The organism is Burkholderia crassaminum (genome assembly GCF_964265005.1).
Taxonomy (GTDB): domain Bacteria; phylum Pseudomonadota; class Gammaproteobacteria; order Burkholderiales; family Burkholderiaceae; genus Burkholderia.
The window spans coordinates 3,286,324-3,313,036 of the sequence record NZ_OZ183799.1 but is presented as its reverse complement, the minus strand read 5'-3'; the positions used below and the strand labels follow the sequence as shown (position 1 = coordinate 3,313,036).

Genomic DNA, 26,713 nt, shown 5'->3' with positions numbered 1-26,713 from the left:
CATGATTGCGGAATTCAGTTGGCTGCCCGATTACGCGGAGTTGTTCTGCCGCTCGAACTTTTCGTTCCTGCACGGTGCGTCGCATGCGGAAGAACTGGTCGAGCGTGCGGCGGAACTCGGCTATCGCGGGATTGCGATCACCGACGAATGCTCGCTCGCTGGCGCACCGCGCATGCATGTCGCGGCGAAGGCGAAAGGGCTGCCGCTCGTCATCGGTTCGTACTTCGAAGTCACGCCGGATGACGTCGCGCCCGGCCACGATCCGGGCCCCGGTGCGTTCGGGCTCGTGTTGCTTGCACAGAATCGCGAGGGGTACGGCAATCTTTCAGAGCTGATTTCATGGCGGCGGATGGCGTCGCCAAAGGGCACCTACAAGCTGACGTCGCGGATGCTGTCGGCGCCGCCTGCGGAGTTCGCACACCTGCGCGGCATGCCCGACTGCTTCGCGATTCTCGTGCCCGCGTACCCGGTGCGCGCGGACGTGCTCGATGCACAGGTCGCGTGGTTTCGCGCGACGTTCGTCGAACGTGCGCGGCTCGGGCTCGTGCAGTTGCAGCGTGCGCTGGATGGCGCGCAGCGCGAGGAGATTCGCGCGGCCGGCGAGCGGCGTGGCGTGCGCATCGTCGCGCTGGGCGACGTGACGATGCACCGGCGCTCGTGCAAGGAGCTGCAGGACGTGATGACGGCGATCCGCGTCGGGATGCCGGTTTCGGAGTGCGGTTATGCACTGGCGCCGAATGCGGAACAGCATCTGCGTTTGCGACAGCGCATCGGGCAGTTGTACTCGGCGGACGAGATCGCGCAGACGTGCGCGATTCTCGATGCGTGCGATTTCAAACTCAGCTCGCTTCGCTACGAGTATCCCGACGAGATCGTGCCGAAGGGGCTCACACCGACGAGCTATCTGGAACAGGAAACCCGGGCAGGTGCGGCGGAACGCTATCCGCAGGGTATTCCGGAGAAAGTCGAGAAGCAGATCCGCTATGAACTCGACCTGATTGCACGACTGAGCTACGAACCGTTCTTCCTGACCGTCTACGACATCGTCAAATACGCGCGCAGCCAGAACATCCTGTGCCAGGGGCGCGGCTCGGCGGCGAACTCCGTCGTCTGCTTCTGCCTCGGCATCACCGAGGTGAATCCCGAGCAGAGCACGATGCTGTTCGAGCGCTTCATCAGCGTGGAGCGCGGCGAGCCGCCCGATATCGACGTCGATTTCGAGCATCAGCGCCGGGAAGAAGTGATTCAGCATATCTACAAGAAGTACGGGCATGATCGCGCCGCACTTGCGGCCGCCGTATCGACCTATCGCCCGCGTGGCGTGCTGCGCGAGACCGGCAAGGCGCTCGGCGTCGATCCGATGCTGGTCGATCGCGTCGCGAAAGCGCACCGCTGGTTCGACGGCAGCCGCGACCTGCTGCAGCAATTCTCGACGACCGGGCTCGATCCCGAGACGCCGCTCATCCAGGCGTGGGCCCGGCTCGCCGCGCGGCTGCTGAACTTTCCGCGCCACCTGTCGCAGCACTCCGGCGGCTTCGTGATCAGCCGCGGCAAGCTCACGCGGCTCGTGCCGGTCGAGAACGCGGCGATGGACGGGCGGCGCGTGATCCAGTGGGACAAGGACGATCTCGAAGCACTCGGGCTGATGAAGGTCGACGTGCTCGCGCTCGGCATGCTGTCGGCGCTGCATCGCGCATTCGACATGCGCACCGCGTGGCGCGGGCCGCCGGAGCCGGATGGTGAGCCGTTCACGCTGAAGCACATTCCGCAGGATGACGAAGCGACCTACGACATGATCTGCCGCGCCGACACGGTCGGCGTGTTCCAGATCGAATCGCGTGCGCAGATGTCGATGCTGCCGCGCCTGCGCCCGCGTACTTACTACGATCTGGTGATCGAGGTTGCGATCGTGCGGCCGGGGCCGATCCAGGGCGGGGCAGTGCATCCCTACCTGAAACGGCGCCAGGGCATCGAAAAGGTCAGTTATCCAAAGGAGGACTTGAAGCCTGCGCTCGCACGGACGTACGGCGTGCCGATCTTCCAGGAACAGGTGATGCAGATCGCGATGATCGCGGCCGGCTTCACGGCCGGTGAGGCCGACCAGTTGCGGCGCGCGATGGCCGCGTGGAAGCGCAAGGGCAATCTGGAGCAATATCACAGCAAGATCGTCGACGGGATGCGCGAGCGCGACTATCCGCCCGAGTTTGCCGAACAGATTTTCGAGCAGATCAAGGGTTTCGGCGATTACGGTTTCCCCGAGAGCCACGCGGCCAGCTTCGCGAAGCTCGCCTACGCCAGCAGCTGGCTCAAATGCCACGAACCGGCGATCTTCCTCGCGGCATTGTTGAACAGCCAGCCGATGGGTTTTTACCCGCCGTCGCAACTCGTGCAGGACGCGAAGCGCCACGGTGTGCAGGTGCTGCCGATCGACGTCATGCAAAGCGGCTGGGAAGCGTCGCTCGAAGCGCTGCCCGGCCAACTGCCGCCTCACGGCCAGCCTGCAGTGCGGCTCGGCCTGTCGCTCGTGCGCGGCCTCGGCGAAGCCGCCGCGCGCCGCATCGAAATCGCACGCGCAGCCGGCCCCTTCGACAACGTCGACACCCTTGCACGCCGCGCGCAACTCGAACGCCGCGACCTCGAAGCGCTCGCCGCCGCGAACGCGCTCGCGACGCTCGCCGGCCATCGCCGCGACGCGTTGTGGCAGGCCGTCGCGGCGGCGCCGGAGCGCGACCTGCTGGCGACCGCGCCGATCGACGAGGAAGAGAAGCCTGCGCTCGGTGCGCCGTCGGAAGCCGACGACATCCTCGCCGACTATCACACCACCGGCCTCACGCTGAACCGCCACCCCGTCGCGCTGCTGCGGCCCGAGCTACGCGCGCGGCGGCTGTCGTCCGCGGCCGAATTGCACGACCGCCCCGACGGCCGGCTCGCGCGCGCGTGCGGGCTAGTGACCGCACGGCAGATGCCGGGCACAGCGAAAGGCGTGATGTTCATGACGCTCGAGGACGAAACGGGCTGCGTGAACCTGATCGTCCGGCCCGAGCTGCTCGCGCGGCAGCGCCGCGAAACCCTCGATTCGCGGCTGCTCGCCGCGTCCGGCGTGTGGCAGGTCGCGAGCGACGTGAGGCACCTCGTCGTGCAGCATTTCGAGGACCTGACGCCGCTGCTCGGCGGCCTGCGCACGTCGAGCCGCGAGTTCCACTGAAGCATGGCGCCGGCACGCCGCCCGCGTGCTGCCACCCGGTGCATACCAGTCAACTGAACTGGTTCTATTTCGGTATCGTTTCCAGCCCTCCAAACCCGGCAAATCCAGCGCCGGAACTGTCCCCTTGCATACCAATCCGGGTAAATCCCTATCCCGCATCACGTTGTAAACAAAGGATTTATTGCTACTAAAACGCTTGCCTGGCAAGGCTTTCGGCGATTTCCACGCCGCTAATACCAGTTCGTTGACTGGTATTATGGTGGTTATATAATGCGTTCACTTTCGACGGTCCGAGATCGTCGTCCGACACCCGGAGGCACATGGAAACCGGCTGGTCCGAACTGGCGCCCGATCCCCTCAGCGACACGCCGCTCTATCTGCAGCTCGCCCGCAACCTGGCGAGCGCGATCCACGCCGGCGCGTGGCGGGCCGGCGAGGCGCTGCCGTCGGAGCGGCTGCTGTCGGTGTCGGTCGGCGTGTCGCGGATCACGGCCCGTCGCGCACTCGCGCTGCTGGTCGAGCAGGGGCTGATCAAGCGGGCGCGCGGAGCGGGCAGCTTCATCACGCCGCGCGTCGCCGATCCGCTGTCGCGTCTCGTCGGCTTCACCGCGAAGATGAAGCAGCGTGGCTTCGTGCCCGATTCGGTGTGGCTGTCGCGCACGCTGCGCGCCGCGAGCCGTGACGAGATCACGCATCTCGGCCTCGCACCCGGCGCGACGGTGGCGCGGCTCGAACGGCTGCGCCGCGCGGACGGCATCGTGATGGCGGTCGAGCACTCGACGCTGCCGGCCGCGGTGGTGCCCGATCCGCAGGCACTCGGTGCGTCGCTGTACGAGTACCTCGAGGCGCGCGGCATGACCGTCGTGCGCGCGCTGCAGCACTTTCGCGCGGCGAACGCGACGCACGCGATCGCGAAATGGATGGCGGTTCAGCCGGGCTCGGCGCTGCTGGTGATCAGACGGATCGGCTACGGCGCCGACCAGCGCGCGATCGAAGTGAGCGAAACGTATTGCCGCGACGACTACTACGACTTCGTCGCCGAACTGAAACGCTGACGCGCGAGACTGCCCGCGCGCGACAGGCGCGAAGCAACGACACGAATTTGCAAATCACGACGCGGATGCCCGCGTCACCAGATCATCAAGAGAACGTCATGCTGACTGGAAACATCCTTACCCCCGACGGCTGGATTCACGGTTCGCTCGATAGCGAGAACGGCCGCATCACGACGCTCGACGGCAAGCCCGTCGATCCCGCGAAGAACGACGCGCCTTACATCCTGCCCGGCTTTATCGACCTGCATGTCCATGGCGGTGGCGGTGCCGACGTGATGGAAGGCGGCGACGCAATCGAGACGATCGCCCGCACGCACGCGCAATTCGGCACGACGAGCCTGCTCGCGACGACGATGACCGCGCCGCGCGACGAGCTGATGAAAGTCGTCGGCAACCTCGGCAGCGTCGCACGCACCCGCACGCCGGGCGGCGCGCGCGTGCTCGGCGTGCATCTCGAAGGCCCGTACATCAACCCCGGCAAGCTCGGCGCGCAGCCCGACGCGGCCGTATCGGCCGTGCTCGACGAAGTGCTGAAGTACCTGTCGATCGCGCCGATCCGCGTCGTCACGCTCGCGCCGGAAATCGCCGGCCACATCGAGATCATCGGCGAGATGGCCGCACGCGGCGTACGCGTGCAGCTCGGCCACTCGCTCGCGACCTACGACGACGCGGTCGCCGCGCTCAAGCACGGCGCGTGCGGCTTCACGCACCTGTTCAACGCGATGTCGCCGCTGCATCACCGCAACCCCGGCCTGGTAGGCGCGGCGCTTGCTCATGCCGAATACGCGGAAATCATTCCCGATCTGCTGCACGTGCACCCGGGCGCGATTCGTGCTGCGCTGCGTGCGATCCCGCGCCTGTACGTCGTGACCGACAGCACGTCCGCAACGGGCATGCCCGACGGCGAATACCGGCTCGGCAGCCAGCACGTGACGAAGTGCCTCGGCGGCGTGCGGCTGGCCGACGGCACGCTCGCCGGCAGCACGCTGACCATGGACCAGGCGCTGCGCAACCTCGTGTCGCTCGGCCTGCCGATCGCCGACGTGTCGAACCGGATGTCGCGCTACGCGGCCGACTACCTCGGCGTCACCGATCGCGGCCGCCTCGAGCGCGGCGCATGGGCCGACCTCGCGGTGTTCGACCGCGACCTGAACCTCACCGCGACCTACGTCGAAGGAGAATCGATTGTCGAATATGCTTAAGGAAGCGCGCGAGTCCGCCCAGGTCGTCGCCGCGCAGATCGCCGACACCGCGCGCGTCGAAGCGCTCGCCGGCCAATTGCTCGATCACCCGCCGGCCGTTGCGCTGACGGTCGCGCGCGGCAGCTCGGATCACGCCGCGAGCTATTTCGCGAGCCTGACGATGAGCCGCCTCGGCGTGCCGGTCGCGTCGCTGCCGATGTCGGTCGCCACGCTGCAGCAGGCGCCGCTGAAGGTGCAGGACCAGCTCGCGATCGCCTTCTCCCAGTCGGGCAAGAGCCCCGATCTCGTCAACACGATGGCCGCGCTGCGCGAAGCCGGCGCGCGCACCGTCGCCGCCGTGAACGTGCTGCCGTCGCCGCTCGCCGATGCGTGCGAGCACCAGTTGCCGCTGCTCGCCGGCCCCGAATTGTCGGTCGCCGCGACGAAGAGCTATATCGCGATGCTGTCGCTGTCCGCGCAGATCGTCGCCTACTGGCAGCGCGACGCCGCGCTGATGACCGCGCTGCGCGGCCTGCCCGACGTGCTCGCGCAGGCCGGCCAGCTCGACTGGTCGCAGGCCGTTGCCGCGCTGGCGGGTGTCGAGCGGATGATCGTGATCGGCCGCGGCCTGGGCCTCGCGATCGCGCAGGAAGCCGCGCTGAAGTTGAAGGAAACGTCCGGCATCCAGGCCGAGGCGTTCTCGAGCGCAGAAGTCCGTCACGGCCCGATGGAGCTGATCGATCGCGACTATCCGCTGCTCGTGTTCGCCCCGCCGGGGCCCGAGCAGGCCGGCCTGCTGCAGCTCGCCGCAGACATGCGCGCACGCGGTGCCGCCGTGCTGCTCGCGGCGCCGGCCGGCACGCCCGGCCTGACCGGTACGGTGCTGCCGCTCGCGCAGTCCGCCCATTCGGCGCTCGACCCGATCGCCGCCATTCTTTCGTTCTACGTGATGGCGGCGGATCTCGCCGTCGCGCGCGGCCGCAATCCCGACACGCCGCGCCACCTGAACAAAGTCACCGAAACGCACTGATAGCCGAGACAGCCGATGAGACGCGCCGAGGAGTCCCAGTTGAAGAGCCCCACCCATGATCAGATCGTCCTGCTTAGCCCCTTGACCGGGCCGATCGTCGCGCTGGCCGACGTGCCCGATCCGGTGTTCTCCGGCGGGATGTTCGGCGACGGCATCGGCATCGACCCGCTCGCGGGCCAGCTCGTCGCGCCGTGCGCGGGCGTCGTGTCGCATCTCGCGCGCACGGGCCACGCGGTGACGATCACGACGCCGCAAGGCGCGGAAGTGCTGCTGCACATCGGCATCGACACCGTCGAGCTGAACGGGCAGGGCTTCATCGCACACATCGAGGCCGGCGCACGTGTCGAGGCGGGCACGCTGTTGATCGAGTTCGACCAGGATGCGGTGGCGCGCAGCGCGCATTCGCTCGTGTCGGTGATCGCGATCGCAAACTCCGACGCGTTCGAAGTCGTCGATCGTGCCAGCGGTTTCGCGACGGCCGGCGAGACGCCGTTGCTCGCGCTGCGCGGCAAGGGCGAAGCGGCTGCGCAGGCGGCACAAACCGGCGCGGCGGCAATGAACGAAGTGCGCCGCGAGATCGTGCTCGCGCAGCCGGGCGGCCTGCACGCGCGGCCGGCCGCGCGTGCGCGCGAAGCCGTGCGCGGGTTCGACGCGAGCGTCGACGTGCTGTTCGACGGCCGCAAGGCATCGATCGCGAGCGTCGTCGGCCTGCTCGGCCTCGGCGCGGGCGAAGGCGCGACGGTCGAACTGGTCGGTCGCGGCGCGCACGCGCAGCAGGCCGTCGATGCGGTCGAGCACGAGCTGCTGCGCGAAGCGCACGGCGAAGTCGAGGAAAAGCCGGCGCGGCTGAGGTCGCCCGCACCGCAGACGATTGCGCGCAACACCGGCGTGCCAATCGACCCGAACACGCTCGCAGGCGTGTGCGCGGCGCCCGGCATTGCGGTCGGCACGCTGGTACGTCTCGACGATGCGGAGATCGTGCTGCCCGAGCAGGCTTCGGGCACGCCGGCTGCGGAAAGCCGCCAGCTCGACCAGGCGCTGAAGGCCGTCGACGCCGAACTCGACGAAACGGTGCGCAACGCATCGGCGCGCGGGGCGGTCGGCGAAGCGGGCATCTTCGCGGTGCATCGCGTGCTGCTGGAAGACCCGACGCTGATCGACGCGGCGCGCGACCTGATCAGCCTCGGCAAGAGCGCGGGCTTCGCATGGCGCGCGACGATCCGCACGCAGATCGACACGCTGTCGAAGCTCGACGATGCGCTGCTCGCCGAACGTGCGGCCGACCTGCGTGACATCGAGAAGCGCGTGCTGCGCGCGCTCGGTCATACGAACGGTGCCGCGCGAGCGCTGCCCGACGAAGCGGTACTCGCGGCCGAGGAATTCACGCCGTCGGACCTGTCGTCGCTCGATCGCCAGCGCGTGACCGCGCTCGTGATGGCGCGCGGCGGCGCGACGTCGCACGCGGCGATCATCGCGCGACAGCTCGGCATTCCGGCGCTGGTGGCGGTCGGCGATGCGCTGTACGCGATTCCGGACGGCACGCAGGTCGTCGTCGATGCGAGCGCGGGCCGGCTCGAACATGCACCGACCGCGCTCGACGTCGAACGCGCGCGGCACGAGCGCCAGCGCCTGGACGGCGTGCGCGAGGCGAACCGGCAACTGGCAGGCGTTGCCGCCGAGACGGTCGACGGCCGCGCGATCGAGGTCGCCGCGAACATCGCGACCCTCGACGACGCGAACACGGCGGTCGACAACGGCGCCGATGCGGTCGGCCTGCTGCGTACCGAGCTGATGTTCATCCATCGCCAGGTCGCGCCGACGGTCGTCGAACACCAGCAGAGCTACCAGTCGATCGTCGACGCGCTGCAGGGTCGCACGGCGATCATCCGCACGCTCGACGTCGGCGCCGACAAGGAAGTCGATTACCTGACGCTGCCGCCCGAACCGAACCCGGCGCTCGGCCTGCGCGGCATCCGTCTCGCGCAGGTGCGCCCCGATCTGCTCGACGATCAATTGCAGGGCCTGCTCGCGGTGAAGCCGTTCGGCGCGGTGCGCATCCTGCTGCCGATGGTGACCGACGCGGGCGAACTCGTGCGCCTGAAAAAGCGCATCGAAGAATTCGCGCGCGCACAGGGCCGCACCGAGCCGATCGAGGTCGGCGTGATGATCGAGGTGCCGTCGGCCGCGTTGCTGGCCGACCAGCTCGCGCAGCACGCGGATTTCCTGTCGATCGGCACCAACGACCTGACGCAGTACACGCTCGCGATGGACCGCTGCCAGGCCGATCTGGCCGCGCAATCCGACGGCCTGCATCCGGCCGTGCTGCGCCTGATCGACATCGCGGTGCGCGGCGCCGCGAAGCACGGCAAGTGGGTCGGCGTGTGCGGCGCGCTCGGCGGCGATCCGCTCGCGGTGCCGATCCTGGTGGGCCTCGGCGTGACCGAACTGTCGGTCGACCCCGTTTCGGTGCCGGGCATCAAGGCGCGTGTGCGCCGTCTCGATTACCAGTTGTGCCGTCAGCGTGCGCAGGATCTGCTCGCGCTCGATTCGGCACAGGCGGTAAGGGCAGCAAGCCGCGAGGTCTGGCCGCTCGACTGAACGTCGGCGGCGGGCGCGTGGCCCGTTTCGGTACAAGAGCGTAATTAGGTCAACGACGATTAACGACGAGACAAGGATTGGAGGACTGAATGAACGGGAATCCGTTTCTGAAAATACAGGGCCTGGGCCGGGCACTGATGCTGCCGATCGCGGTATTGCCGGTCGCCGGCATCCTGCTGCGACTCGGCCAGCCGGACGTGTTCAACATCAAGATGATCGCCGACGCCGGCGGCGCGATCTTCGACAACCTGCCGCTGCTGTTCGCGATCGGAGTGGCGGTCGGCTTCGCGAAGGACAATAACGGCGTGGCGGCACTCGCGGGCGCGATCGGTTACCTGATCGAAACCGCGATCATGAAGGACATCGATCCCAAGCTGAACATGGGCGTGCTGTCCGGGATCATCGCGGGCGTGGTCGCGGGCTTGCTGTACAACCGCTATAAAGACATCAAGCTGCCGGACTACCTCGCGTTCTTCGGCGGCAAACGGTTCGTGCCGATCATTACAGGCCTGGTCTGCGTGATACTCGGCATCGCGTTCGGGTACGTATGGCAGCCAGTCCAGCATGCGATCGACGCGGCCGGCCAGTGGCTGACGACGGCGGGCGCGATCGGCGCGTTCGTGTTCGGCTTCCTGAACCGCCTGCTGCTCGTCACGGGCCTGCACCACATCATCAACTCGCTCGCGTGGTTCGTGTTCGGCAACTTCACGCCGCCCGCCGGCGGCGAGATCGTGCACGGCGACCTGCACCGCTTCTTCGCAGGCGACCCGACCGCGGGCACCTTCATGGCCGGCTTCTTCCCGATCATGATGTTCGGCCTGCCGGCCGCGTGTCTCGCGATGCTGCATGAGGCGCCGAAGGAGCGCCGCGCGATGGTCGGCGGCCTGCTGTTCTCGATGGCGCTCACGTCGTTCCTGACCGGCGTGACCGAGCCGATCGAATTCAGCTTCATGTTCCTCGCACCGGTGCTGTACGTGATCCACGCGGTGCTGACGGGGCTGTCGCTCGCGATCTGCCAGATCCTCGACGTGAAGCTCGGCTTCACGTTCTCGGCCGGCGCGATCGACTACGTGCTGAACTACGGGCTGTCGACGAAGGGCTGGATCGCGATCCCGCTCGGCATTGCGTACGGCGCCGCGTACTACGGGTTGTTCCGCTTCTTCATCCGCAAGTTCAACATGGCGACGCCAGGCCGTGAGCCGGCATCGGCCGATGCCGCCGCGGAATCCTATGCATCGGGCGGCTTCGTCGCACCGGCTGCGGGTGCCGCCGCGACGGCCGCCGCACCGCGCGCGCAACGCTACATCGCCGCGCTCGGCGGGGCGGGCAACCTGTCGGTCGTCGACGCGTGCACGACGCGCCTGCGCCTGACCGTCGTCGATCCGGAGAAGGTCTCGGAGCCGGAACTGAAGTCGATCGGCGCGCGCGGTGTGCTCAAGCGCGGCGGCAACAGCGTGCAGGTGATCATCGGGCCCGAGGCAGACATCATTGCCGACGAGATGCGTGCCGCGATCGGTAGCGGCGCGACCGGTGCCACGTCGACGGCGACGGCTGCCGCGGCGCAGCCCGTCACGGGCGCGGCCGCTGGCCCGCTCGATCCGGAGCCGACGCGCTGGCTCGCGGTGTTCGGCGGCGCGACCAACGTCGTATCGCTCGACGCGATCGCGACCACGCGCCTGCGTGTGGTCGTGCGCGATCCGTCGGCGGTCGATCGCGATCGTCTCGGTGCGCTCGACGTCGCGTGGGTGTCGCTCGACACGTTCCACATCGTCTGCGGCAACGCGGCGGCACGCTATGCCGAACAACTCGGCGCGCGCCTGCCGCCGTCGGGCAGTGGGGCGGCCGCGCAACCGGCCTGATGCGATGAAGCCGGCCTGACCTGCGATGCGGGTTCGGGCCGGCCGGCAAAACGAAAACGGCTTGCGACGTGTGCGTCGCAAGCCGTTTTTCTTTGGTGCGGGCGATGGCGCGATGCAAGCGTTTGCATCGCGCGTCGCCCGGGTGTTCAGCCGTTCACGGATTCGTCAGCGTGAAGGTCGGCTTCCGGTAGCCGATGCCGGCCCGGTCGAGCTTCGGCAGTTCGCGTTGCGTGAGCAGCGTCGCGAATCCGGCCCAGTCGCGCTGCAGCGCGGCCGTGTCGACGTGATGCGTATCGCCGCGCTTGAAGCGCACGCCGGCCGCATACGGCAGCTCCCAGTCGGCCCGGTGCCACGCGCGCTCGGCGAGCGCGAGCAGCCGCGGATAGGCCATGTATTCGAGGAAGGTGTCGTTGCGCATCACCTCGCCCCACGCCTGCCCCTGCATGCCTTCGATGCGCGGCGCGGGGCCCGTTCCCGTGACCTCGAACGGGTTGCCGTCACGGTCGCCCATCACTTCGGCGTTCTGCGGCAGGTTCTCGGGCGCGAGCGAGAACACCTTGTACTCGTCCGTCGCGTGCGAGCCCCAGTAGTAACCGCGCTCGCGCGGGTTGAGCGTGTACGGGAAGTCGAAGTACAGGTAGTCGGGCAGTGCGAGCACCGTCAGGTAGCCCTTGCCGCTCAGGTCGCGCGCGCTGTCCGATGCGCCCCAGAAGATCGTGTCCCACAGCGACACCATCACGTGGCGCGTGCTGAAGTCCTGCGGCCCGTTCGCATGCTTGATGCCGTCCTGCCACGCGGCCATCGTGTCGATCCCGTTCGCGCTGACCGCCGCGCTCACCTGTTGCGCGAAACGCGTCGGCAGCTCGTCGATCGACTTGATCTCGCCGCGCTGGAGCAGCGCCGTGCACGCGGGCGAACGCGCCCACGGCTTGTCCTGCGCGGCGAGATCGATGCGCCCCTTGGTCGGATCGGTGCCGTTCAGCGGCTGGAAGCCCGCGCCGAGGAAGATGTTCTTCGCCTCGTCGCCGCCGTAATGCCAGATGTGCAGCGGCGCCTGTGCATCCGCATGCATTGCCGCGATCTCGCGGATCACCTTCGACGCGAAATTGAGCGCGCCCGGCACGCACGGGTTCAGGTCGCTGCGCCGGTCGTAGAACTGCACCGTCGTCAGGTTCGACGTGTCCTGCGGATCGAGCAGCCGGTATGCGTTCGCTTCCTGCTCGCGGCCGGCCGCATGCAGCCGCCGGTAACGTGCTTCCATCGTCACGACGGCCGCGCGCGCATGCGCGGGCATGTCGATCTCGGGGATGATCTCGACAAAATGCGCGGCCGCGTAGCGCACCAGTGACACGTAGTCGTCGCGGGTCAGGTAGCCGCCGCCCGAGCGGTTGTCCGGGCCGGAGCCGAGCTGCGGCAGCAGGCAGCGCGTCTCGCTCGGGTCGTGGCAGCGACGCGAGCCGATCCCGGTCAGCTCGGGCAGGCCGGGAATCTCGATGCGCCAGCCCTCGTCGTCGGACAGATGCAGGTGCAGGCGATTGAGCTTGTACGCGCTCATCTGGTCGATCAGGCGGCGCAGCGTCGCCGGGTGCTTGAAGTTGCGTGCGAGGTCGACGTGCATCCCGCGATGCGTGAAGCGCGGTGCATCCTCGACGAGCATCGCCGGGATCGGGCCGCCGCCGCCGGGGGTGAGCGAGTAGAGCGTCTGCACGCCGTAGTAGAGGCCGGCGCGATCGTAGCCTTCGATCAGCACGCCGCGCGGCCCGATCGCGAGCCGGTAGCCGCCCGGCGTCGCGATGTCGGCCGGCAGCCGGCGCGGCGCGACGGCGCCCCACACCGGCACGCGCGCGCCGTCGAGCCCGAGTGTCGTCGCGCGTTCGCGCAGCGCCGCGACCTGCGCGTCCGGCAGATCGGGCAGTGTGAGCTCGACACCGCGCAGGTCGAGCGTGCCGGGCAGCGGCTGCTCGCGCTTCACGCTCGGTAGCGCGCGGCTCGCGTCGGGCCGTGCGGCCACCGGCGGCACATTGCCGGTCGAGTTGTTCTGCGCGTCGGCGGGCAGCGATTCGACGTAGCGCAGCTCGTCGTCGGTGTCGTTGTAGCGGAGCACGGCGGGCGGTGCGCCATCGACGACCACGTACGGGCGCGGGATCACGTCGCTGTAGCGCAGCAGCCAGTATTCGGCGACGAACGGCAGTTCGATGCGTTCACCCGGCGCAAGCCGCACCGAGCCGGGTTGCGGTGTCAGTTCGTACAGGTCGCCGGTGAGCCGGCGCAGCGCGAAGCCGGGACGATCGATTCGCAGCAGGCGGCGGATGCTGTGCAGGTAGAGCTTCCAGCCGCCGTCGGCGATCGCCTGGTGGCCGCGGTTCTGCAGGATCAGGCGGCCCGTCGCGCAGGCCGCGCCGTCGGCGCCGAGTGAGGCGCACGGCACGCCGGCCGCGGCCGCGTGATTGTTGTCGACAGCGACACGCAACGCGAGGCCGTTCGACAGCCGCGCCGCGAGATCGGCCGGCGGCACGGGTGGACGGACGGCACCGGCCGCCGCGACCGCAGCGCTCGACGCTGGCGGCGCGCCGAGCGCGACCGGCGACAGTGCCGCGATCAGCAGGCCGGCAAAGAGGGTAGACAAGGTACGGTTCATGCGGACTCCTGAGAAAAAAGGGGGGCGTAGCGGCGTCACGGGATGACGTCGCTGCGTGCGGGTCTTTCAACGGAGCTGCGGGGACAACAGGGTGCGCGGGCAATGCGGCTGCCTCGCGCGCAGTCGGCACGCGGGCGCGTGCGTTACGGAACGGGGGGCGGGCAGGCGTGCCGGTCGGATCGGCGCGGGCGGGTGCATGTCTTCATCGGCGGCGCACGGCAGCGGCTGCCGCTGCCGCTGATGTTGATGCGGTGGCGATGCGCCCGGCGGCAAAGGCGCACGCGCGACCTGCGCGGACGATGATGGCGTCGCTCGCCGACGAAGCGCAACCGGCCGCCGTGCGGCGACGGCGAGATGGCGCGCACGCGCGCGCCACATACGGGATTCGCATGTCTCCCCCACCCAGATGGATTCGGCCTGTCAGCGACCGTGTCCAAAGATCTTATGAAACCTTTTATTGGTATTCAAGTGGTATCAATCTGGCGCTAAATTGGCATCGGCGTGTCGGGCCTGCCCGGCCGGCCTGAGCGAAAAAAAACCTCGCACGAGGCGAGGTTCCTTCCGGACGGCGGCCGCTAGTTCGGCCGTACGTGTCAGTCGCGGGGCACGCGTGCTTCCTGCGTCTTCTGCCGCGCTTCGAGCCACATCGCATTGACGATGCCGAACGACAGCGCGACGCCGATACCGAGAATCCAGCTGAAATACCACATGATCCGACTCCTTGCGAAACGGGGCGGCGGGGCGCCTGCGCGCCCCGGCCGGGTTCAATACATCGAATGCTTGTTCTCTTCGAGCACCTCGCGCGTGACCTTGCCGCGCATCACGCGATACACCCAGGCCGTGTAAAGCAGGATGAGCGGCAGGAACACGATCACCGCGAACAGCATCACCTGCAGCGTCATGTGGCTCGACGTCGAATCCCACACGGTCAGGCTGCTCTTCGGGTCGAGCGACGACGGCATGATGAACGGGAACATCGAGAAGCCCGCGGTGAGGATCACGCCGACGATCATCAGGCCCGTGCAGAAGAACGCCGTCTTTTCCTGCTTCGAACCGGCGAGCAGCAGCGCGAGCAGGCCGCCCGCGATGCCGACGACGGGCGCCGCGATCATCCACGGGAATTCGCTGTAGTTCGCGAGCCACAGGCCCGAGCCGGCGGCGACGTCCTTGAGCAGCGGGTTCGCGACCGTGTCGGTCGGCGCGGCGTGCGTGATGTGGAAGCCGCCGATGGTCGACGCGATCAGTACGCCGGCCAGCACGAACAGCACGACCGCGAGGAACGATGCCACGCGCAGCGCGACCGACGCGCGGCGTGCGATCACGCCTTCCGTCTTCATCTTGATGAAGGCCGCACCGTGCGCGACGAGCATCGTGAGGCTGACGAGCCCGCACAGCAGCGCGAACGGGTTCAGCAGCGCCCAGAAGCCGCCGTAGTAGGTCACGCGCAGGTCGCTGTCGAACTTGAACGGCACGCCTTGCAGCAGGTTGCCGAACGCGACGCCGAACACGAGCGCCGGCACGAAACCGCCGACGAACAGGCCCCAGTCCCAGCCCGCGCGCCAGCGCGGGTCAGGGCGCTTGCTGCGGTAGTCGAAGCCCACCGGCCGGAAGAACAACGCGAACAGCACGAGCAGCATCGCGAAGTAGAAGCCGGAGAACGACGCCGCGTAGACGAGCGGCCAGGCCGCGAACATCGCGCCGCCGGCCGTGATCAGCCATACCTGGTTGCCTTCCCACGTCGCGCCGACGGTGTTGACGATGATGCGGCGTTCCTCGTCGGTCTTGCCGAGGAACGGCAGCAGCGCGGTCGCGCCCATGTCGAAGCCGTCGGTGACGGCGAAGCCGATCAGCAGCACGCCGACGAGCAGCCACCAGATCAGCTTGAGAGTTGCATAGTCCATAGCGATTCCTTGTTCCGTTTCGGGTGCGTGCTCAGGCCGGGGCGCGCTCGCTGGCGGCCGCGAGTTCGTGGTGATAGCGGCCGGTATGCAGCGACGACGGGCCGAGGCGCGCGTACTTGAACATCAGCTTGATCTCGATGACGAACAGCGCGGTGTAGAACAGGATGAAGCCCGCGAGACTCAGGTACAGGTCGCTCGGCTGCAGGCTCGACGCGGACAGGTGCGTCGGCAGCACGCCCGCGATCGTCCACGGCTGGCGGCCGAGCTCGGCGACGATCCAGCCGAATTCGATCGCGATCCACGGCAGCGGGATCGCCCACACCGCATAGCGGAGGAACCAGCGGCGGTTGTCCTGCAGCAGTTCGCGGCGCGCGCAGAACCAGAACGCGGCGATGAACGTGGCAACGAACAGGAAGCCGAGGAACACCATGATCCGGAACGAGAAGAACACGGGCGCGACCGGCGGGATCGTCTTCTTCGCGGCGGCCTTGATCTGCTCCGGCGTCGCATCGACCACGTTCGGCGTGAACTGCTTGAGCATCAGCCCGTAGCCGAGATACTGCTTGTGCTGGTCGAACAGCGCGCGGGTTGCGTCGCTCGTGTCGCCTTCCTTGATCTTCTGCAGTGCGCCGTACGCGACCATCCCGCTCTGGATGTGCTCCTCGCTGTGCTTTGCGAGATCGCGCAGGCCGATCACCGGTTCGTCGATCGAGCGTGTCGCGATCAGGCCGAGCGCATACGGGATCTTGATCGCGTAGTCGGTGCGCTGTTCTTCCTGGTTCGGAATGCCGATCAGCGTGAACGATGCGGGTGCCGGCTGCGTTTCCCATTCGGATTCGATCGCGGCGAGCTTCATCTTCTGCACTTCGCCGGTCGTATAGCCCGATTCGTCGCCGAGTACGATCACGCAGAGCGTCGCCGCGAGGCCGAAGCCGGCCGCGACCGCGAACGAGCGCAGTGCGAAGTCGACGTCGCGCTTCTTCAGCAGGTACCACGACGACACGCCGAGCACGAACATCGCCGCCGACACATAGCCGGCCGACACCGTGTGTACGAACTTCACCTGCGCGACGGGGTTGAACAGCACGTCGAACAGGCTCGTCATTTCCATACGCATCGTCTGGTAGTTGAACTCGGCGCCGACCGGGTTGTTCATCCAGCCGTTCGCGACGAGGATCCACAGCGCGGACAGGTTCGAGCCCAGCGCGACGAGGAACGTGACCATCAGGTGCTTGACCTTCGACAGGCGGTTCCAGCCGAAGAAGAACAGGCCGACGAACGTCGATTCGAGGAAGAACGCCATCAGGCCTTCGACCGCGAGCGGTACGCCGAAGATGTCGCCGACATAGTGCGAGTAGTACGACCAGTTCGTGCCGAACTGGAATTCGAGCGTGATGCCGGTGGTCACGCCCATCGCGAAGTTGATCCCGAACAGCTTGCCCCAGAACTGGGTCATGTCCTTGTAGACCTGTTTGCCGGTCATCACGTAGACGGCTTCCATGATGACGAGCAGCCAGGACAGGCCGAGCGTCAGCGGCACGAACAGGAAGTGGTAGAGCGCCGTGATGCCGAACTGCAGACGCGACAGATCGACGACTTCACTACTTATCATGGTGGTCTCCCTCGGTGGGTACAGGCGCCGGTACCGAGAGCAGCTTCTCGGCGACGGCGGCAGGCGGCAACGACATGTGCTCGGCCTGCGGATGATTGAAAAATGCGTATTTGAGCGACATCAGGAGGATCAGCTTGACGATCAGCACCAGGGTGATGTCGCGGGCGAGGGTCGGTCCGCGTGCCCACGCGGCGATGCGCGCGCGCCAGCCGATCGTACCGGCCGGCCGCGAGGGAGGCGGCGCAGGCTCTTTATTGATCGAGATCAAGGCGATTATCCTGAATCGATTTAGAACGGATTTGGGGCGACTTTACGTCGGATTTATGACGGCCGTGAAGCTGTTTTAATCCTTTTGCGCCTGACATGCCAATTTTAAAAGGACGGCTTTCCGATGCCGAGTGTTGCGCTGCGGCAGACCGTCGCGAAACACGGGCCGAAACTTGAGGCAGATCAAGGTTATGCGGAAGGGGCCCGCAAACTGCCTATTTCCTGACGAATCAGGTCAATTAATCGGCGCAGAAACGAGTGAGGAAAGTAGCGGCGAAGCGAATGAAAATCAGCGGAAAAGACGGACGAAAAAAAACCGCTGCCGGTCGGGCAGCGGTTTTCGATGAGGCGCTCTAAATCGCCGGGATTTATGCGTATTCGGCGAGGGCAGTGCGCATCTTTTTCATCGCGCTCGCTTCGATCTGGCGGATGCGTTCCGCCGACACGCCGAACTCGGCGGCGAGATCGTGCAGCGTCGAGCCGCCCGAGCCGTCGTCGTCGACGTGCAGCCAGCGCGCCTCGATGATGCGGCGGCTGCGCGCGTCGAGCGCGTCGAGTGCCTGCGCGATGCCGTCCGTCTGCAGTGTGTCGCGCTGACGCGCGGCGAGCACGGCGGTCGGTTCGTTGTGCGAGTCGGCCAGGTAGGCGATCGGCGCGTACGACTCCTCGCCGTCTTCGACCTGCCCTTCGAGCGCGATATCGCCGCCCGACAGGCGCGTTTCCATTTCGGTCACGTCTTCGCGCTTGACGTTGAGTTCCTTCGCGAGGCCGTCGATTTCCTCGGGCGTCATCGCCTGCAGGCCCTTCTTGTGGCTGCGCAGGTTGAAGAACAGCTTGCGCTGCGCCTTCGTCGTCGCGACCTTCACCGTGCGCCAGTTGCGCAGGATGTACTCGTGAATCTCGGCCTTGATCCAGTGGATCGCGTACGACACGAGACGCACGTTCTGGGCCGGATCGAAGCGCTTCACGGCCTTCATCAGGCCGATGTTGCCTTCCTGGATCAGGTCGCCGTGCGGCAGGCCGTAGCCGAGATAGTTGCGCGCGATCGACACGACGAGCCGCAGGTGCGACAGCACGAGGCGGCGTGCCGAGTCGAGATTGTTGCCTTCACGGAATTCGGTTGCGTACTGGCGTTCCTCTTCGGCCGTCAGCAGCGGAATGCGATTCACGGCCTGGATATACGCGTCGATGTTGCCAAGCTGGCCCGGCAACATCGATTGGGCTGCGAGCGCCAGCGAGCCTGCCGATTCGGCCTTGGCCGGCGTCGGGCTCAGGGTGTTCGGGAGGGTCAGGGCGTTGCTCACTAAAAAACTCCTTTGGAATCAGGGACAAACCCCCGGTCTCGAATGAAATTCCGTGGGCCATCTTAGCACTCCCGCAAGCCGAGTGCTAATTCCTTAGAGCAAGCGTGGGCATCGGAGTTCCCGTTTTTCTATCGAGTTAGTCGAGTCGATAGTCTAATCTGCGACAACGGAGGCAAAGCGAAGTTCCGTAAGCCGTTGTTTCTGATGGTAATCAGTAGACGATTTTAATTTTTGTCGTTTTGGAAGGAAGTCATTTCGCTTTGTGATGCCGATCCGAAAAGTCCTTTACCATACCATTCAGTTCGCTCGAGCCGGCCGAAGCGGCAGGCTCCATTCAACCCACAAAGTTGGAGTGTCAGATGAACAATAAGAAGAATCGCCGGCCCCGCAGCCGGCTTGCGCTGCACGCGATGCTGGCGGCGTCCCTTCTGGGCGGATCGGGTGCGGCATGCGCGGATCGATGGGGGATTCAGGCGGGCGGCGGTTTTTCGGATCGCCACGGGGTCGACAAGGGCGATCTCGGCGTGGTGTGGGATCCGGGCTGGAACTGGTGGGAAATTGGCGGCTGGCACTTCGCGTTCGTTGTGGAAGGGCACGCCGGCTACTGGCACACAGGCGGCAACGTCCACAGCAGCATCGGCGAATTCGGCGTGACGCCGATGTTCCGTTTCATCAAGAGCGCCGGGGAGATCCGCCCGTTCATCGAGGCCGGCGGCGGCGTCCGGCTGCTGACGCATCCGACGATCTCGGATCGTTTCTCGATGGGGACCGCGTTCCAGTTCGCGCCGACTGCCGGGGTAGGCGTGCAGTTCGGCCAACGGCAACAGTATCAGGTCGGCTACCGTTTTGAACATGTGTCTAACGCGGGTATCAAAGAGCCGAATCCTGGTATAAATTTCCACCAGTTCTACGTGCAGTACAACTTCTGATCCGCACGCCCGCGCACGGCGTGCGCGTTGCCGAGGAGTCAGGCGATGACGAAGGTGGTCGATGCGATCCGCGCGCTCGAGCGCGATCGGTTCCGGGCGATGGTGGACGGGGACGGCGAGGCGCTCGACGCGCTTTTGTCGGACAAGGTGTTCTTCGTGCACACCAACGGCAAACGCGAAACCAAGCAGCAGTTCATCGACGCCATCGTCGCCGGCCGCCGCCGCTATCGCCAGATCGAAATCCAGTCGCAGGACGTGCTGCCCGTCGGCGATGAAACCTGCGTCGTCACCGGGCGCGCGTTGATCGAGATGGAAACGAACAACGGCGGCCTGGTCTTTCCGATTGCGTATACCTCCGTCCATACCCACCAACAGGGCCGCTGGAGCCTGTTCGCGTGGCAGGCGACGCGGTGCGCAACCGAGACATGAGCACTTGTGGCGCTCCTTTTCATGTCTCGACCGAAGCGGCCTTCTGGGCCGCTTTTTGTCGCCTCGTGCAGCGCGGATCGCGCGGCGCACGGGCGGTCACGCCTCGCTCGCTGACGTTTGAACCCTGAATCGGAAACTGGCCGTCAGGCCGCCGCGCGGCGATCCGCGCAGTGCCAGGCCGAGCGGTTGATCGCGCTGACGAGCGCATCGAGCGCGGCGCCCGCCGCATCGGCGTGCACGCCGACACCGTGCCGCAGCGGCGCATCGCCGACCCGGCAGCCCACCGATACCGCGATCCGTCCGTCAGTCGTGCGCGCGTGTTCGCACGACGCGACGTCGATCGCGGCGCCGGCGGCCGCCGCGAATGCCGCGGCCAAACGTCGCACGACATCGTCTGGCGCCGTGTCCGCCGTGGGCGCCGCCGCGATCTCGCGGTTCTGCCAGCGCGCGCCGTTGCCGTGACGCGCGGCCGGCCCGTCGGTGTCGAAGAATTCGCGCGCGAACAGCGCGCAGATCGCGTCGCCCGTCACTTCCTCGCCGGACGCGTCGGCAAGCGTCTGTACCGCATGGCTGAATTCGATCTGCACGCGGCGCGTCGGCGTGAAGCCCATCCCGCGTTCGAGCAGGAATGTCGCGCCGCCCTTGCCGGACTGGCTGTTCACGCGGATCACCGCGTCGTAGCTGCGGCCGAGGTCGGCCGGGTCGATCGGCAGGTAAGGCACTTCCCAGGCCGCGTCGGGGCGCTGCTGCGCGAAGCCCTTGCGGATCGCGTCCTGGTGCGAGCCCGAGAACGCGGTGAACACGAGGTCGCCTGCGTACGGATGGCGCGGATGCACGGGAATCTGGTTGCAGCGTTCGACGACGCGGCGCACGGCGTCGATGTCGGAGAAATCGAGGCCCGGATCGATGCCCTGCGTGTAGAGATTCAGCGCGAGCGTGACGAGATCGACGTTGCCGGTACGCTCGCCGTTGCCGAACAGGCAACCCTCGATGCGATCGGCGCCCGCGAGCAGCGCAAGCTCGGCCGCCGCGACCGCGGTGCCGCGGTCGTTGTGCGGATGCACGGACAGCACGATGCTGTCGCGATACGCGAGGTTGCGGTCCATCCACTCGATCTGGTCGGCGAACACGTTCGGGCTCGCGGCTTCGACGGTGGCCGGCAGGTTGACGATCATCTTGTGGTCGCGGGTCGGGCGCCAGGTTTGCGCGACCGCGTCGCAGATCTCGCGCGCGAACGTCAGCTCGGTCATGCTGAAGGTTTCCGGCGAGTACTGGAAGGTCCACTGCGTGTCGGGGCGCGCGGCGGCGTGTTCCTTGATGATGCGCGTGCCCTCGACCGCGAGCGCTTTCACGTCGGCCTTCGACATCCCGAACACGATGCGGCGGAACGACGGGCAGACCGCGTTGTACAGGTGCACGATCGCGCGCGGCACGCCTTCGAGCGCGTCGAACGTGCGTGCGATCAGGTCTTCGCGCGCCTGCACGAGCACTTCGATCGTCACGTCGTCGGGAATCCGCTTGTCGTCGATCAGCTTGCGGACGAAATCGAAGTCGGTTTGCGACGCCGACGGAAAACCGACTTCGATCTCCTTGAACCCGATCGCAACCAGCATCTCGAAGAACTCGAGCTTCTGCTCGATGCTCATCGGCTCGATCAACGACTGGTTGCCGTCGCGCAGGTCGGTGCTCATCCAGACGGGCGCGCGCTCGATGGTGCGCGACGGCCATTTGCGGCCATTGAGGCGGACGGGCTCGAACGGACGGTACTTGTCTTGCGGATTGCGCTGCATCTTCTGGACCTCGGGTCTCAAGTCGCGAGCGAAGACGGGCGGCATGGGCGACGGTTGGCGCTGCCTCGCACCGCCGCGCGCAATTGCGCCGCGGATGCGGATGATCTTCGCGAATCGGCCGACGGATAGACGGACGAATGCTGACGACTTCGGTTGTAAAAACTACGAGAGGGGTACTGCGAGGAACTGCTGGGAGGGACCGTGCGGACAGCACACGGCGCTACGACAGCCTTAGGCTAGTCGTAGCGATAGCGGCCGCGCTAGGCGGCCGGAGGTAATTCGGAGGGTGTTCGGAAAGGAACGCATGAGAGCAACTCTATGCCAGGATGCGCTCGCGTGTCAAATGCACGGCATGCGGAGGCAGTTCGCGAGCGTGCCGTCAGCGCGCGATGCGGGCGATCTGCACGATCGTCGCGACCTGCCGTGCGACCGTGTCGGGCACCGGCACCTCTCCGCGCAATACGGCGTCCGTCCACGCGGCCGTCGTGGCCGCATCGCGCGATTCGGGCAGGGGGACGGGTGGCGCATCGGTCGACGAACGTTCGGCCTCGATCAGCGTGTCGCACACGCCGTCGTGCAGCCAGTCGACCTGCACCTGACGCCGCGTGTCGGCCACGGCTTCGCCCTCGGTGCCGCGTGCCAGCAGCGCGCCGCCGAGCGCGGCGTCCGGATGGTCGCGGAACAGCTGCGCGAGGCTGTCGCGGTATGGCGGGTGCGTGTAGTTGACGAGCCGCAGGCCGGCCGGCGCGAACGGCTGCAGGATCTTCACGAGCGTGTGCGTCGAATTGCGCACGCCGAGCACGCTGCGCATCGACAGCAGGTGTGCGATGCGCGGCGCCAGCACCTCGATCGATGCGAACGCGACGCGGCGCTCGGCAAGCGTGTCCTCGATCGCGTCGTGGGACGTCGATGGCGCGAGCGACAGCGCCGAGAAGATCTCCGCGCTCGTCACGCGGCCCGGATCCTGCGCGACACCATGCACGAGCACCGGCACGCCTTCGCGTGCGAGCAGCAGTGCGAGCAGCGGCACGAGGTTCGGCTGCTTGCGCGCGCCGTTGTAGCTCGGGATCGATACGGGGCGGAACGCCGCGTCCTGCACATGCACCGGTTCGAATGACGCCTGCGCGGCGGCGAGCATCGCGGCCAGCTCGTCGGCGGATTCGCCCTTCAGCCGATAGGCGATCAGGATCGCGCCGAGTTCGACGTCCGACACGCGCGCGTCGAGCATCGCGCGATAGAGTTCGAACGTGTCCTCGGCGGACAGCGCGCGCGCGCCGTGCGGGCCACGGCCGATTTCCTTGATGAAGCGGGCGCACGGGAACGGAACGGCGGCGGGATCGTGGGAAGCGGTCATCGGGGCGTGGGGCGGGCGGCCGGCATCGGGCCGCGCTGTGAGCGGTAAGGAATGCCCCGAGTATCGCACGGGCGCGGGCGGCGCAAGCGAGGTCGCGCATCGCGGCGCGCTACACTCTGGTTCCCGGCGGTGCGCGCGCCGGCTGCGCCGCGCCCGTGCCGTTGCCGGCCGAATACGACTACGAGAGACATCCCATGAAGCTCTACAGCTATTTCCGCAGTTCCGCGTCGTACCGTGTGCGGATTGCCCTGAACCTGAAGCAGCTGCCGTTCGACTATGTTCCCGTGCACATGCTGCGCGACGGGGGGGAGCAACTGAAGGACGCGTACCGCGCGCTGAATCCGGACGCGGTCGTGCCGACGCTGATCGACGGCGACGCGACGCTGCAGCAGTCGCTCGCGATCATCGAATATCTCGAGGAAACCCATCCGGAACCGGCGCTTCTGCCGAAGCAGCCGGTCGATCGCGCGTACGTGCGCGCGGTCGCGCTGCAGATCGCGTGCGAAATCCATCCACTCAACAACCTGCGCGTGCTGAAGTACCTGAAGCACACGCTGAAGGTGCCCGAAGAGGCGAAGAACGCGTGGTACCGGCACTGGATCGAGGCGGGCTTCGAATCGCTCGAGACACGTCTCGCGAGCGATCCGCGCACCGGCAAGCTGTGCTTCGGCGACACGCCGACGCTCGCCGACGTGTGCCTCGTGCCGCAGGTGTTCAACGCGAACCGCTTCTCGATCGACACGACACGCTATCCGACGATCCAGCGGATCGTCGACCATGCGGCGACGCTCGATGCGTTCAAGGCCGCCGAGCCCGGCGCGCAGCCCGACGCCGAATGAGCGCGGTGCGCCCGGCATGCACGACCGGGCGCGCATGAAAAAAGGGCGCCCGAAGGCGCCCCGTGCGATGCGTGCCGGCGGTGTTCAGCCGAGCAGCGCGTCCGCGAATTCGACCGCGCTGAACGGCTGCAGGTCCTCGACCTTCTCGCCGACGCCGATGAAGTAGACCGGCACCGGGCGCTGCCGTGCGATCGCAGCGAGAATCCCGCCCTTCGCGGTGCCGTCGAGCTTCGTGACGATGAGGCCGGTGAGGCCGAGCGCGTCGTCGAATGCCTTGACCTGCGTAAGCGCGTTCTGGCCGGTGTTCGCGTCGATCACCAGCAGTACTTCGTGCGGCGCGCCGTCGTGCGCCTTCGCGATCACGCGCTTCACCTTCTTCAGCTCTTCCATCAGGTGGAGCTGCGTCGGCAGGCGGCCGGCCGTGTCGGCCATCATCACGTCGATCTTGCGCGCACGCGCGGCGCTGACCGCGTCGAAGATCACCGCGGCCGGATCGCCGCTTTCCTGCTGCACGACCGTCACGTTGTTACGCTCGCCCCAGACCACGAGCTGCTCGCGTGCTGCTGCACGGAACGTGTCGCCCGCGGCCAGCAGCACCGACTGGTCGAAGCTCTGCAGATGCTTCGCGAGCTTGCCGATGCTGGTCGTCTTGCCCGCGCCGTTCACGCCGGTGATCATCATCACGAGCGGTTGCGCGCGGCCGAGCATCAGCGATTTCTCGAGCGGCATCAGCAGTTCGACGAGCAGGTCGTGCAGCGCGGCCTTCACTTGCTGCGGGTCGGTCAGACGGCCCACGCGCACCTTTTCGCGCAGCGCGCCGAGCAGGTACTCGGTCGCGTCGACGCCCGCGTCGGACATCAGCAGCGCGGTTTCGAGCTCCTCGTACAGATCCTCGTCGATCTTCGTGTTGACGAAGACGCCGGTGATGCTCGTACCCGTCTTGGCGAGCCCCGTTTTCAGGCGTGCGAGCCACGACTTCTTCGCGGTGGCGTCCTGCAGCGGCGGCGGAACGATTTCAACCGTCTCGACGACTTCGTCGCGGCCGTCGTTGGTCGGCGTGACCGTCATCACGACGGCCGGCGCGGCCGGTTGCGCCGGCGCTTGCGGCACTTCGGCCGCAGGCGGGGCTTCGACCGCGGGCCCATCGGACGGTTCGTCCGTTTGTTGCGCGTCGGCCGATTGCGATTCCGCCGGATCGGGCTCCTGCGTTTTCTTGAATCGTTTGAAGAAGCTGAACATGGTCTGACGTCGGGAAGAGGGCGGGCCGCCGCCAGGGGCGGGGCACCGGACGGGCCGTCCTGCGTTCGCGCGGGCGCGGCGCACGGCGGCCGAAACCGTGCATTTTATCAGTGCGGCGAGGCGCTCGCGTCAGTGTGCGCCGCCGCTGTGGTAACGTGCGCCTGTTTAGCGGTGCGCCCCTGCGCGCGCCCGGTCCCTCCGTCGTCGATATTCCGTATGTCCCGTTCCTCTCCCGGCCGCCCGGCGGCCCCTTCCGGCCGCGGCAAGCCGCACACGATCCGCATCATCGGCGGTGACTGGAAACGCACGCCGCTCGCGGTGCTCGATCTCGACGGCCTGCGGCCGACGCCCGACCGTGTGCGCGAGACGCTGTTCAACTGGCTCGGCCAGGATCTCGGAGGCTGGCGTTGCCTCGACCTGTTCGCGGGCACCGGCGCACTCGGTTTCGAGGCTGCGTCGCGCGGCGCGGCGAGCGTCGTGATGGTCGAGCGCCATCCACGCGCGGCGCAGCAGCTGCGTGCGATCAAGGACAAGCTCGGCGCCCGCTCGGTCGAGGTTGCCGAAGCCGATGCGCTGCGGCTCGCGGGCGGGCTCACGCCGGGTGCGTTCGACGTCGTGTTTCTCGATCCGCCATTCGGCGATTCCGCTGCGCTCGAGCGCGCGATCGCGCTGTCGGCGCCGCTCGTCGCGGAGGACGGTGCGCTGTACGTCGAGACGGGGGCGGAACTCGATCCGGCCGCACACGACGCGCTCGCGGGCTGGCAGGTCGTGAAGCACGGCAAGGCCGGTGCGGTTCACTATCATTTGCTGCGGCGCGAAAATGATGAATAATGCGCGTTCGATACGAGGCGGCGCGCCGCAAAGGCGACGCATGCCCATCTCGGCAGTGGCGTGCGCATCGCACGGCTGCCATCCCGTTTGCGTGATGACAGGAGGAGCGACATGGTAGTCGCCGTGTATCCCGGTACGTTCGATCCGCTGACACGCGGGCACGAAGACCTCGTGCGGCGTGCGTCGAGCATTTTTGATACGCTGGTGGTCGGTGTAGCCGACAGCCGCGCGAAAAAGCCGTTTTTCTCGCTGGAAGAACGTCTGACGATTGCGAACGAGGTGCTCGGCCATTATCCGAACGTGAAGGTGATGAGTTTCACCGGCCTCCTGAAGGACTTCGTCCGCACCAACAACGCACGCGTGATCGTGCGCGGCCTGCGCGCCGTGTCCGATTTCGAATATGAGTTCCAGATGGCGGGGATGAACCGCTACCTGTTGCCCGACGTCGAGACGATGTTCATGACGCCGTCCGATCAGTACCAGTTCATCTCGGGGACGATCGTGCGCGAAATCGCGCAGTTGGGCGGCGATGTCAGCAAGTTCGTGTTCCCGTCCGTCGAGAAGTGGCTGACCGAGAAAGTGACGGCGATGGGAGGCCCTGCCGCATGATGCGGTGCCGGCCGGTTTCGTTGCGAAGCCGGCCGCCGGCCTG

20 protein-coding genes are annotated in these 26,713 nt (G+C 67.1%); 11 read left to right on the top strand and 9 right to left on the bottom strand.

Going from position 1 to position 26,713, the window contains the following annotated elements:
* Nucleotide 1: 1 nt before the first annotated feature.
* The 6 genes from ACPTTF_RS15355 to nagE all read left to right on the top strand — a co-directional run bounded on the left by ACPTTF_RS15355 (nt 2) and on the right by nagE (nt 10,928).
* On the top strand, nt 2–3,205 hold the full coding sequence (locus ACPTTF_RS15355) for an error-prone DNA polymerase (RefSeq protein WP_423371633.1): 3,204 nt from the start codon (nt 2–4) through the stop codon (nt 3,203–3,205).
* Nucleotides 3,206–3,525: 320 nt separating this feature from the next.
* A complete protein-coding gene (locus tag ACPTTF_RS15350) occupies nt 3,526–4,260 on the top strand; it encodes a GntR family transcriptional regulator (RefSeq protein WP_423371632.1) in 735 nt (244 codons plus the stop codon).
* A gap of 98 nt (nt 4,261–4,358) precedes the next feature.
* Entirely contained in the window at nt 4,359–5,462 is a 1,104-nt protein-coding gene (gene nagA / locus ACPTTF_RS15345; protein ID WP_041492962.1) for an N-acetylglucosamine-6-phosphate deacetylase, read from the top strand.
* Entirely contained in the window at nt 5,455–6,471 is a 1,017-nt protein-coding gene (locus tag ACPTTF_RS15340) for an SIS domain-containing protein (protein WP_166965225.1), read from the top strand. Before nagA ends, ACPTTF_RS15340 begins: the two co-directional genes overlap by 8 nt.
* A gap of 15 nt (nt 6,472–6,486) precedes the next feature.
* Nucleotides 6,487–9,069 (top strand): phosphoenolpyruvate--protein phosphotransferase, encoded by a 2,583-nt coding sequence (gene ptsP / locus ACPTTF_RS15335; protein WP_423371631.1) that lies wholly within the window; start codon nt 6,487–6,489, stop codon nt 9,067–9,069.
* A gap of 89 nt (nt 9,070–9,158) precedes the next feature.
* Nucleotides 9,159–10,928, top strand: coding sequence for an N-acetylglucosamine-specific PTS transporter subunit IIBC (nagE, locus tag ACPTTF_RS15330; protein WP_423371630.1), 1,770 nt, complete (start codon nt 9,159–9,161; stop codon nt 10,926–10,928).
* 154 nt (nt 10,929–11,082) lie between these two features.
* On the opposite strand, the gene ACPTTF_RS15325 is transcribed toward nagE, so the two are convergent.
* From ACPTTF_RS15325 to rpoH, 6 genes are all read right to left on the bottom strand, one after another.
* Nucleotides 11,083–13,566 carry a family 20 glycosylhydrolase gene (locus ACPTTF_RS15325; protein WP_423371629.1) on the bottom strand — a complete coding sequence of 828 codons (2,484 nt, stop codon included), beginning with the start codon at nt 13,564–13,566 and terminating at the stop codon, nt 11,083–11,085.
* 593 nt (nt 13,567–14,159) lie between these two features.
* On the bottom strand, nt 14,160–14,276 hold the full coding sequence (cydX, locus tag ACPTTF_RS15320) for a cytochrome bd-I oxidase subunit CydX (RefSeq protein WP_166965086.1): 117 nt from the start codon (nt 14,274–14,276) through the stop codon (nt 14,160–14,162).
* 54 nt (nt 14,277–14,330) lie between these two features.
* Nucleotides 14,331–15,467 (bottom strand): cytochrome d ubiquinol oxidase subunit II, encoded by a 1,137-nt coding sequence (cydB, locus tag ACPTTF_RS15315; protein WP_166965084.1) that lies wholly within the window; start codon nt 15,465–15,467, stop codon nt 14,331–14,333.
* Nucleotides 15,468–15,498: 31 nt separating this feature from the next.
* Nucleotides 15,499–17,079, bottom strand: a complete 1,581-nt coding sequence (locus ACPTTF_RS15310) for a cytochrome ubiquinol oxidase subunit I (RefSeq protein ID WP_423371628.1) — start codon at nt 17,077–17,079, stop codon at nt 15,499–15,501.
* Nucleotides 17,069–17,347, bottom strand: a complete 279-nt coding sequence (gene cydP / locus ACPTTF_RS15305; protein ID WP_423371627.1) for a cytochrome oxidase putative small subunit CydP — start codon at nt 17,345–17,347, stop codon at nt 17,069–17,071. The genes ACPTTF_RS15310 and cydP overlap by 11 nt, the downstream gene beginning before the upstream one ends.
* Nucleotides 17,348–17,714: 367 nt before the next feature.
* Nucleotides 17,715–18,650: an RNA polymerase sigma factor RpoH gene (rpoH, locus tag ACPTTF_RS15300; RefSeq protein ID WP_423371626.1), complete on the bottom strand. Its 936-nt coding sequence runs from the start codon at nt 18,648–18,650 to the stop codon at nt 17,715–17,717.
* Between the two features lie 359 nt (nt 18,651–19,009).
* On the opposite strand from rpoH, the gene ACPTTF_RS15295 reads away from it, so the two are divergent.
* Together ACPTTF_RS15295 and ACPTTF_RS15290 are read left to right on the top strand one after the other, a co-directional pair.
* On the top strand, nt 19,010–19,579 hold the full coding sequence (locus ACPTTF_RS15295) for an acyloxyacyl hydrolase (protein WP_423371625.1): 570 nt from the start codon (nt 19,010–19,012) through the stop codon (nt 19,577–19,579).
* A gap of 45 nt (nt 19,580–19,624) precedes the next feature.
* Nucleotides 19,625–20,008 (top strand): nuclear transport factor 2 family protein, encoded by a 384-nt coding sequence (locus ACPTTF_RS15290; protein WP_166965074.1) that lies wholly within the window; start codon nt 19,625–19,627, stop codon nt 20,006–20,008.
* A 143-nt stretch (nt 20,009–20,151) separates the two neighbouring features.
* On the opposite strand, the gene leuA is transcribed toward ACPTTF_RS15290, so the two are convergent.
* A complete protein-coding gene (gene leuA, locus ACPTTF_RS15285) occupies nt 20,152–21,798 on the bottom strand; it encodes a 2-isopropylmalate synthase (RefSeq protein ID WP_423371624.1) in 1,647 nt (548 codons plus the stop codon).
* A 379-nt stretch (nt 21,799–22,177) separates the two neighbouring features.
* Nucleotides 22,178–23,152, bottom strand: a complete 975-nt coding sequence (ybiB, locus tag ACPTTF_RS15280) for a DNA-binding protein YbiB (RefSeq protein WP_166965070.1) — start codon at nt 23,150–23,152, stop codon at nt 22,178–22,180.
* A 194-nt stretch (nt 23,153–23,346) separates the two neighbouring features.
* Between ybiB and maiA the strand changes: the two genes are divergently transcribed.
* The gene (maiA, locus tag ACPTTF_RS15275) at nt 23,347–23,991 is read left to right on the top strand and encodes a maleylacetoacetate isomerase (RefSeq protein WP_423371623.1); all 645 of its coding nucleotides are present in this window, start codon (nt 23,347–23,349) and stop codon (nt 23,989–23,991) included.
* A gap of 84 nt (nt 23,992–24,075) precedes the next feature.
* On the opposite strand, the gene ftsY is transcribed toward maiA, so the two are convergent.
* Nucleotides 24,076–25,230 (bottom strand): signal recognition particle-docking protein FtsY, encoded by a 1,155-nt coding sequence (gene ftsY / locus ACPTTF_RS15270; RefSeq protein WP_166965065.1) that lies wholly within the window; start codon nt 25,228–25,230, stop codon nt 24,076–24,078.
* Between the two features lie 216 nt (nt 25,231–25,446).
* Between ftsY and rsmD the strand changes: the two genes are divergently transcribed.
* Complete coding sequence (gene rsmD / locus ACPTTF_RS15265; RefSeq protein WP_423371622.1) at nt 25,447–26,061, top strand: 16S rRNA (guanine(966)-N(2))-methyltransferase RsmD; 615 nt, start codon at nt 25,447–25,449, stop codon at nt 26,059–26,061.
* 111 nt (nt 26,062–26,172) lie between these two features.
* Nucleotides 26,173–26,670: a pantetheine-phosphate adenylyltransferase gene (gene coaD, locus ACPTTF_RS15260; RefSeq protein WP_021163047.1), complete on the top strand. Its 498-nt coding sequence runs from the start codon at nt 26,173–26,175 to the stop codon at nt 26,668–26,670.
* The last annotated feature ends 43 nt before the right edge of the window (nt 26,671–26,713 follow it).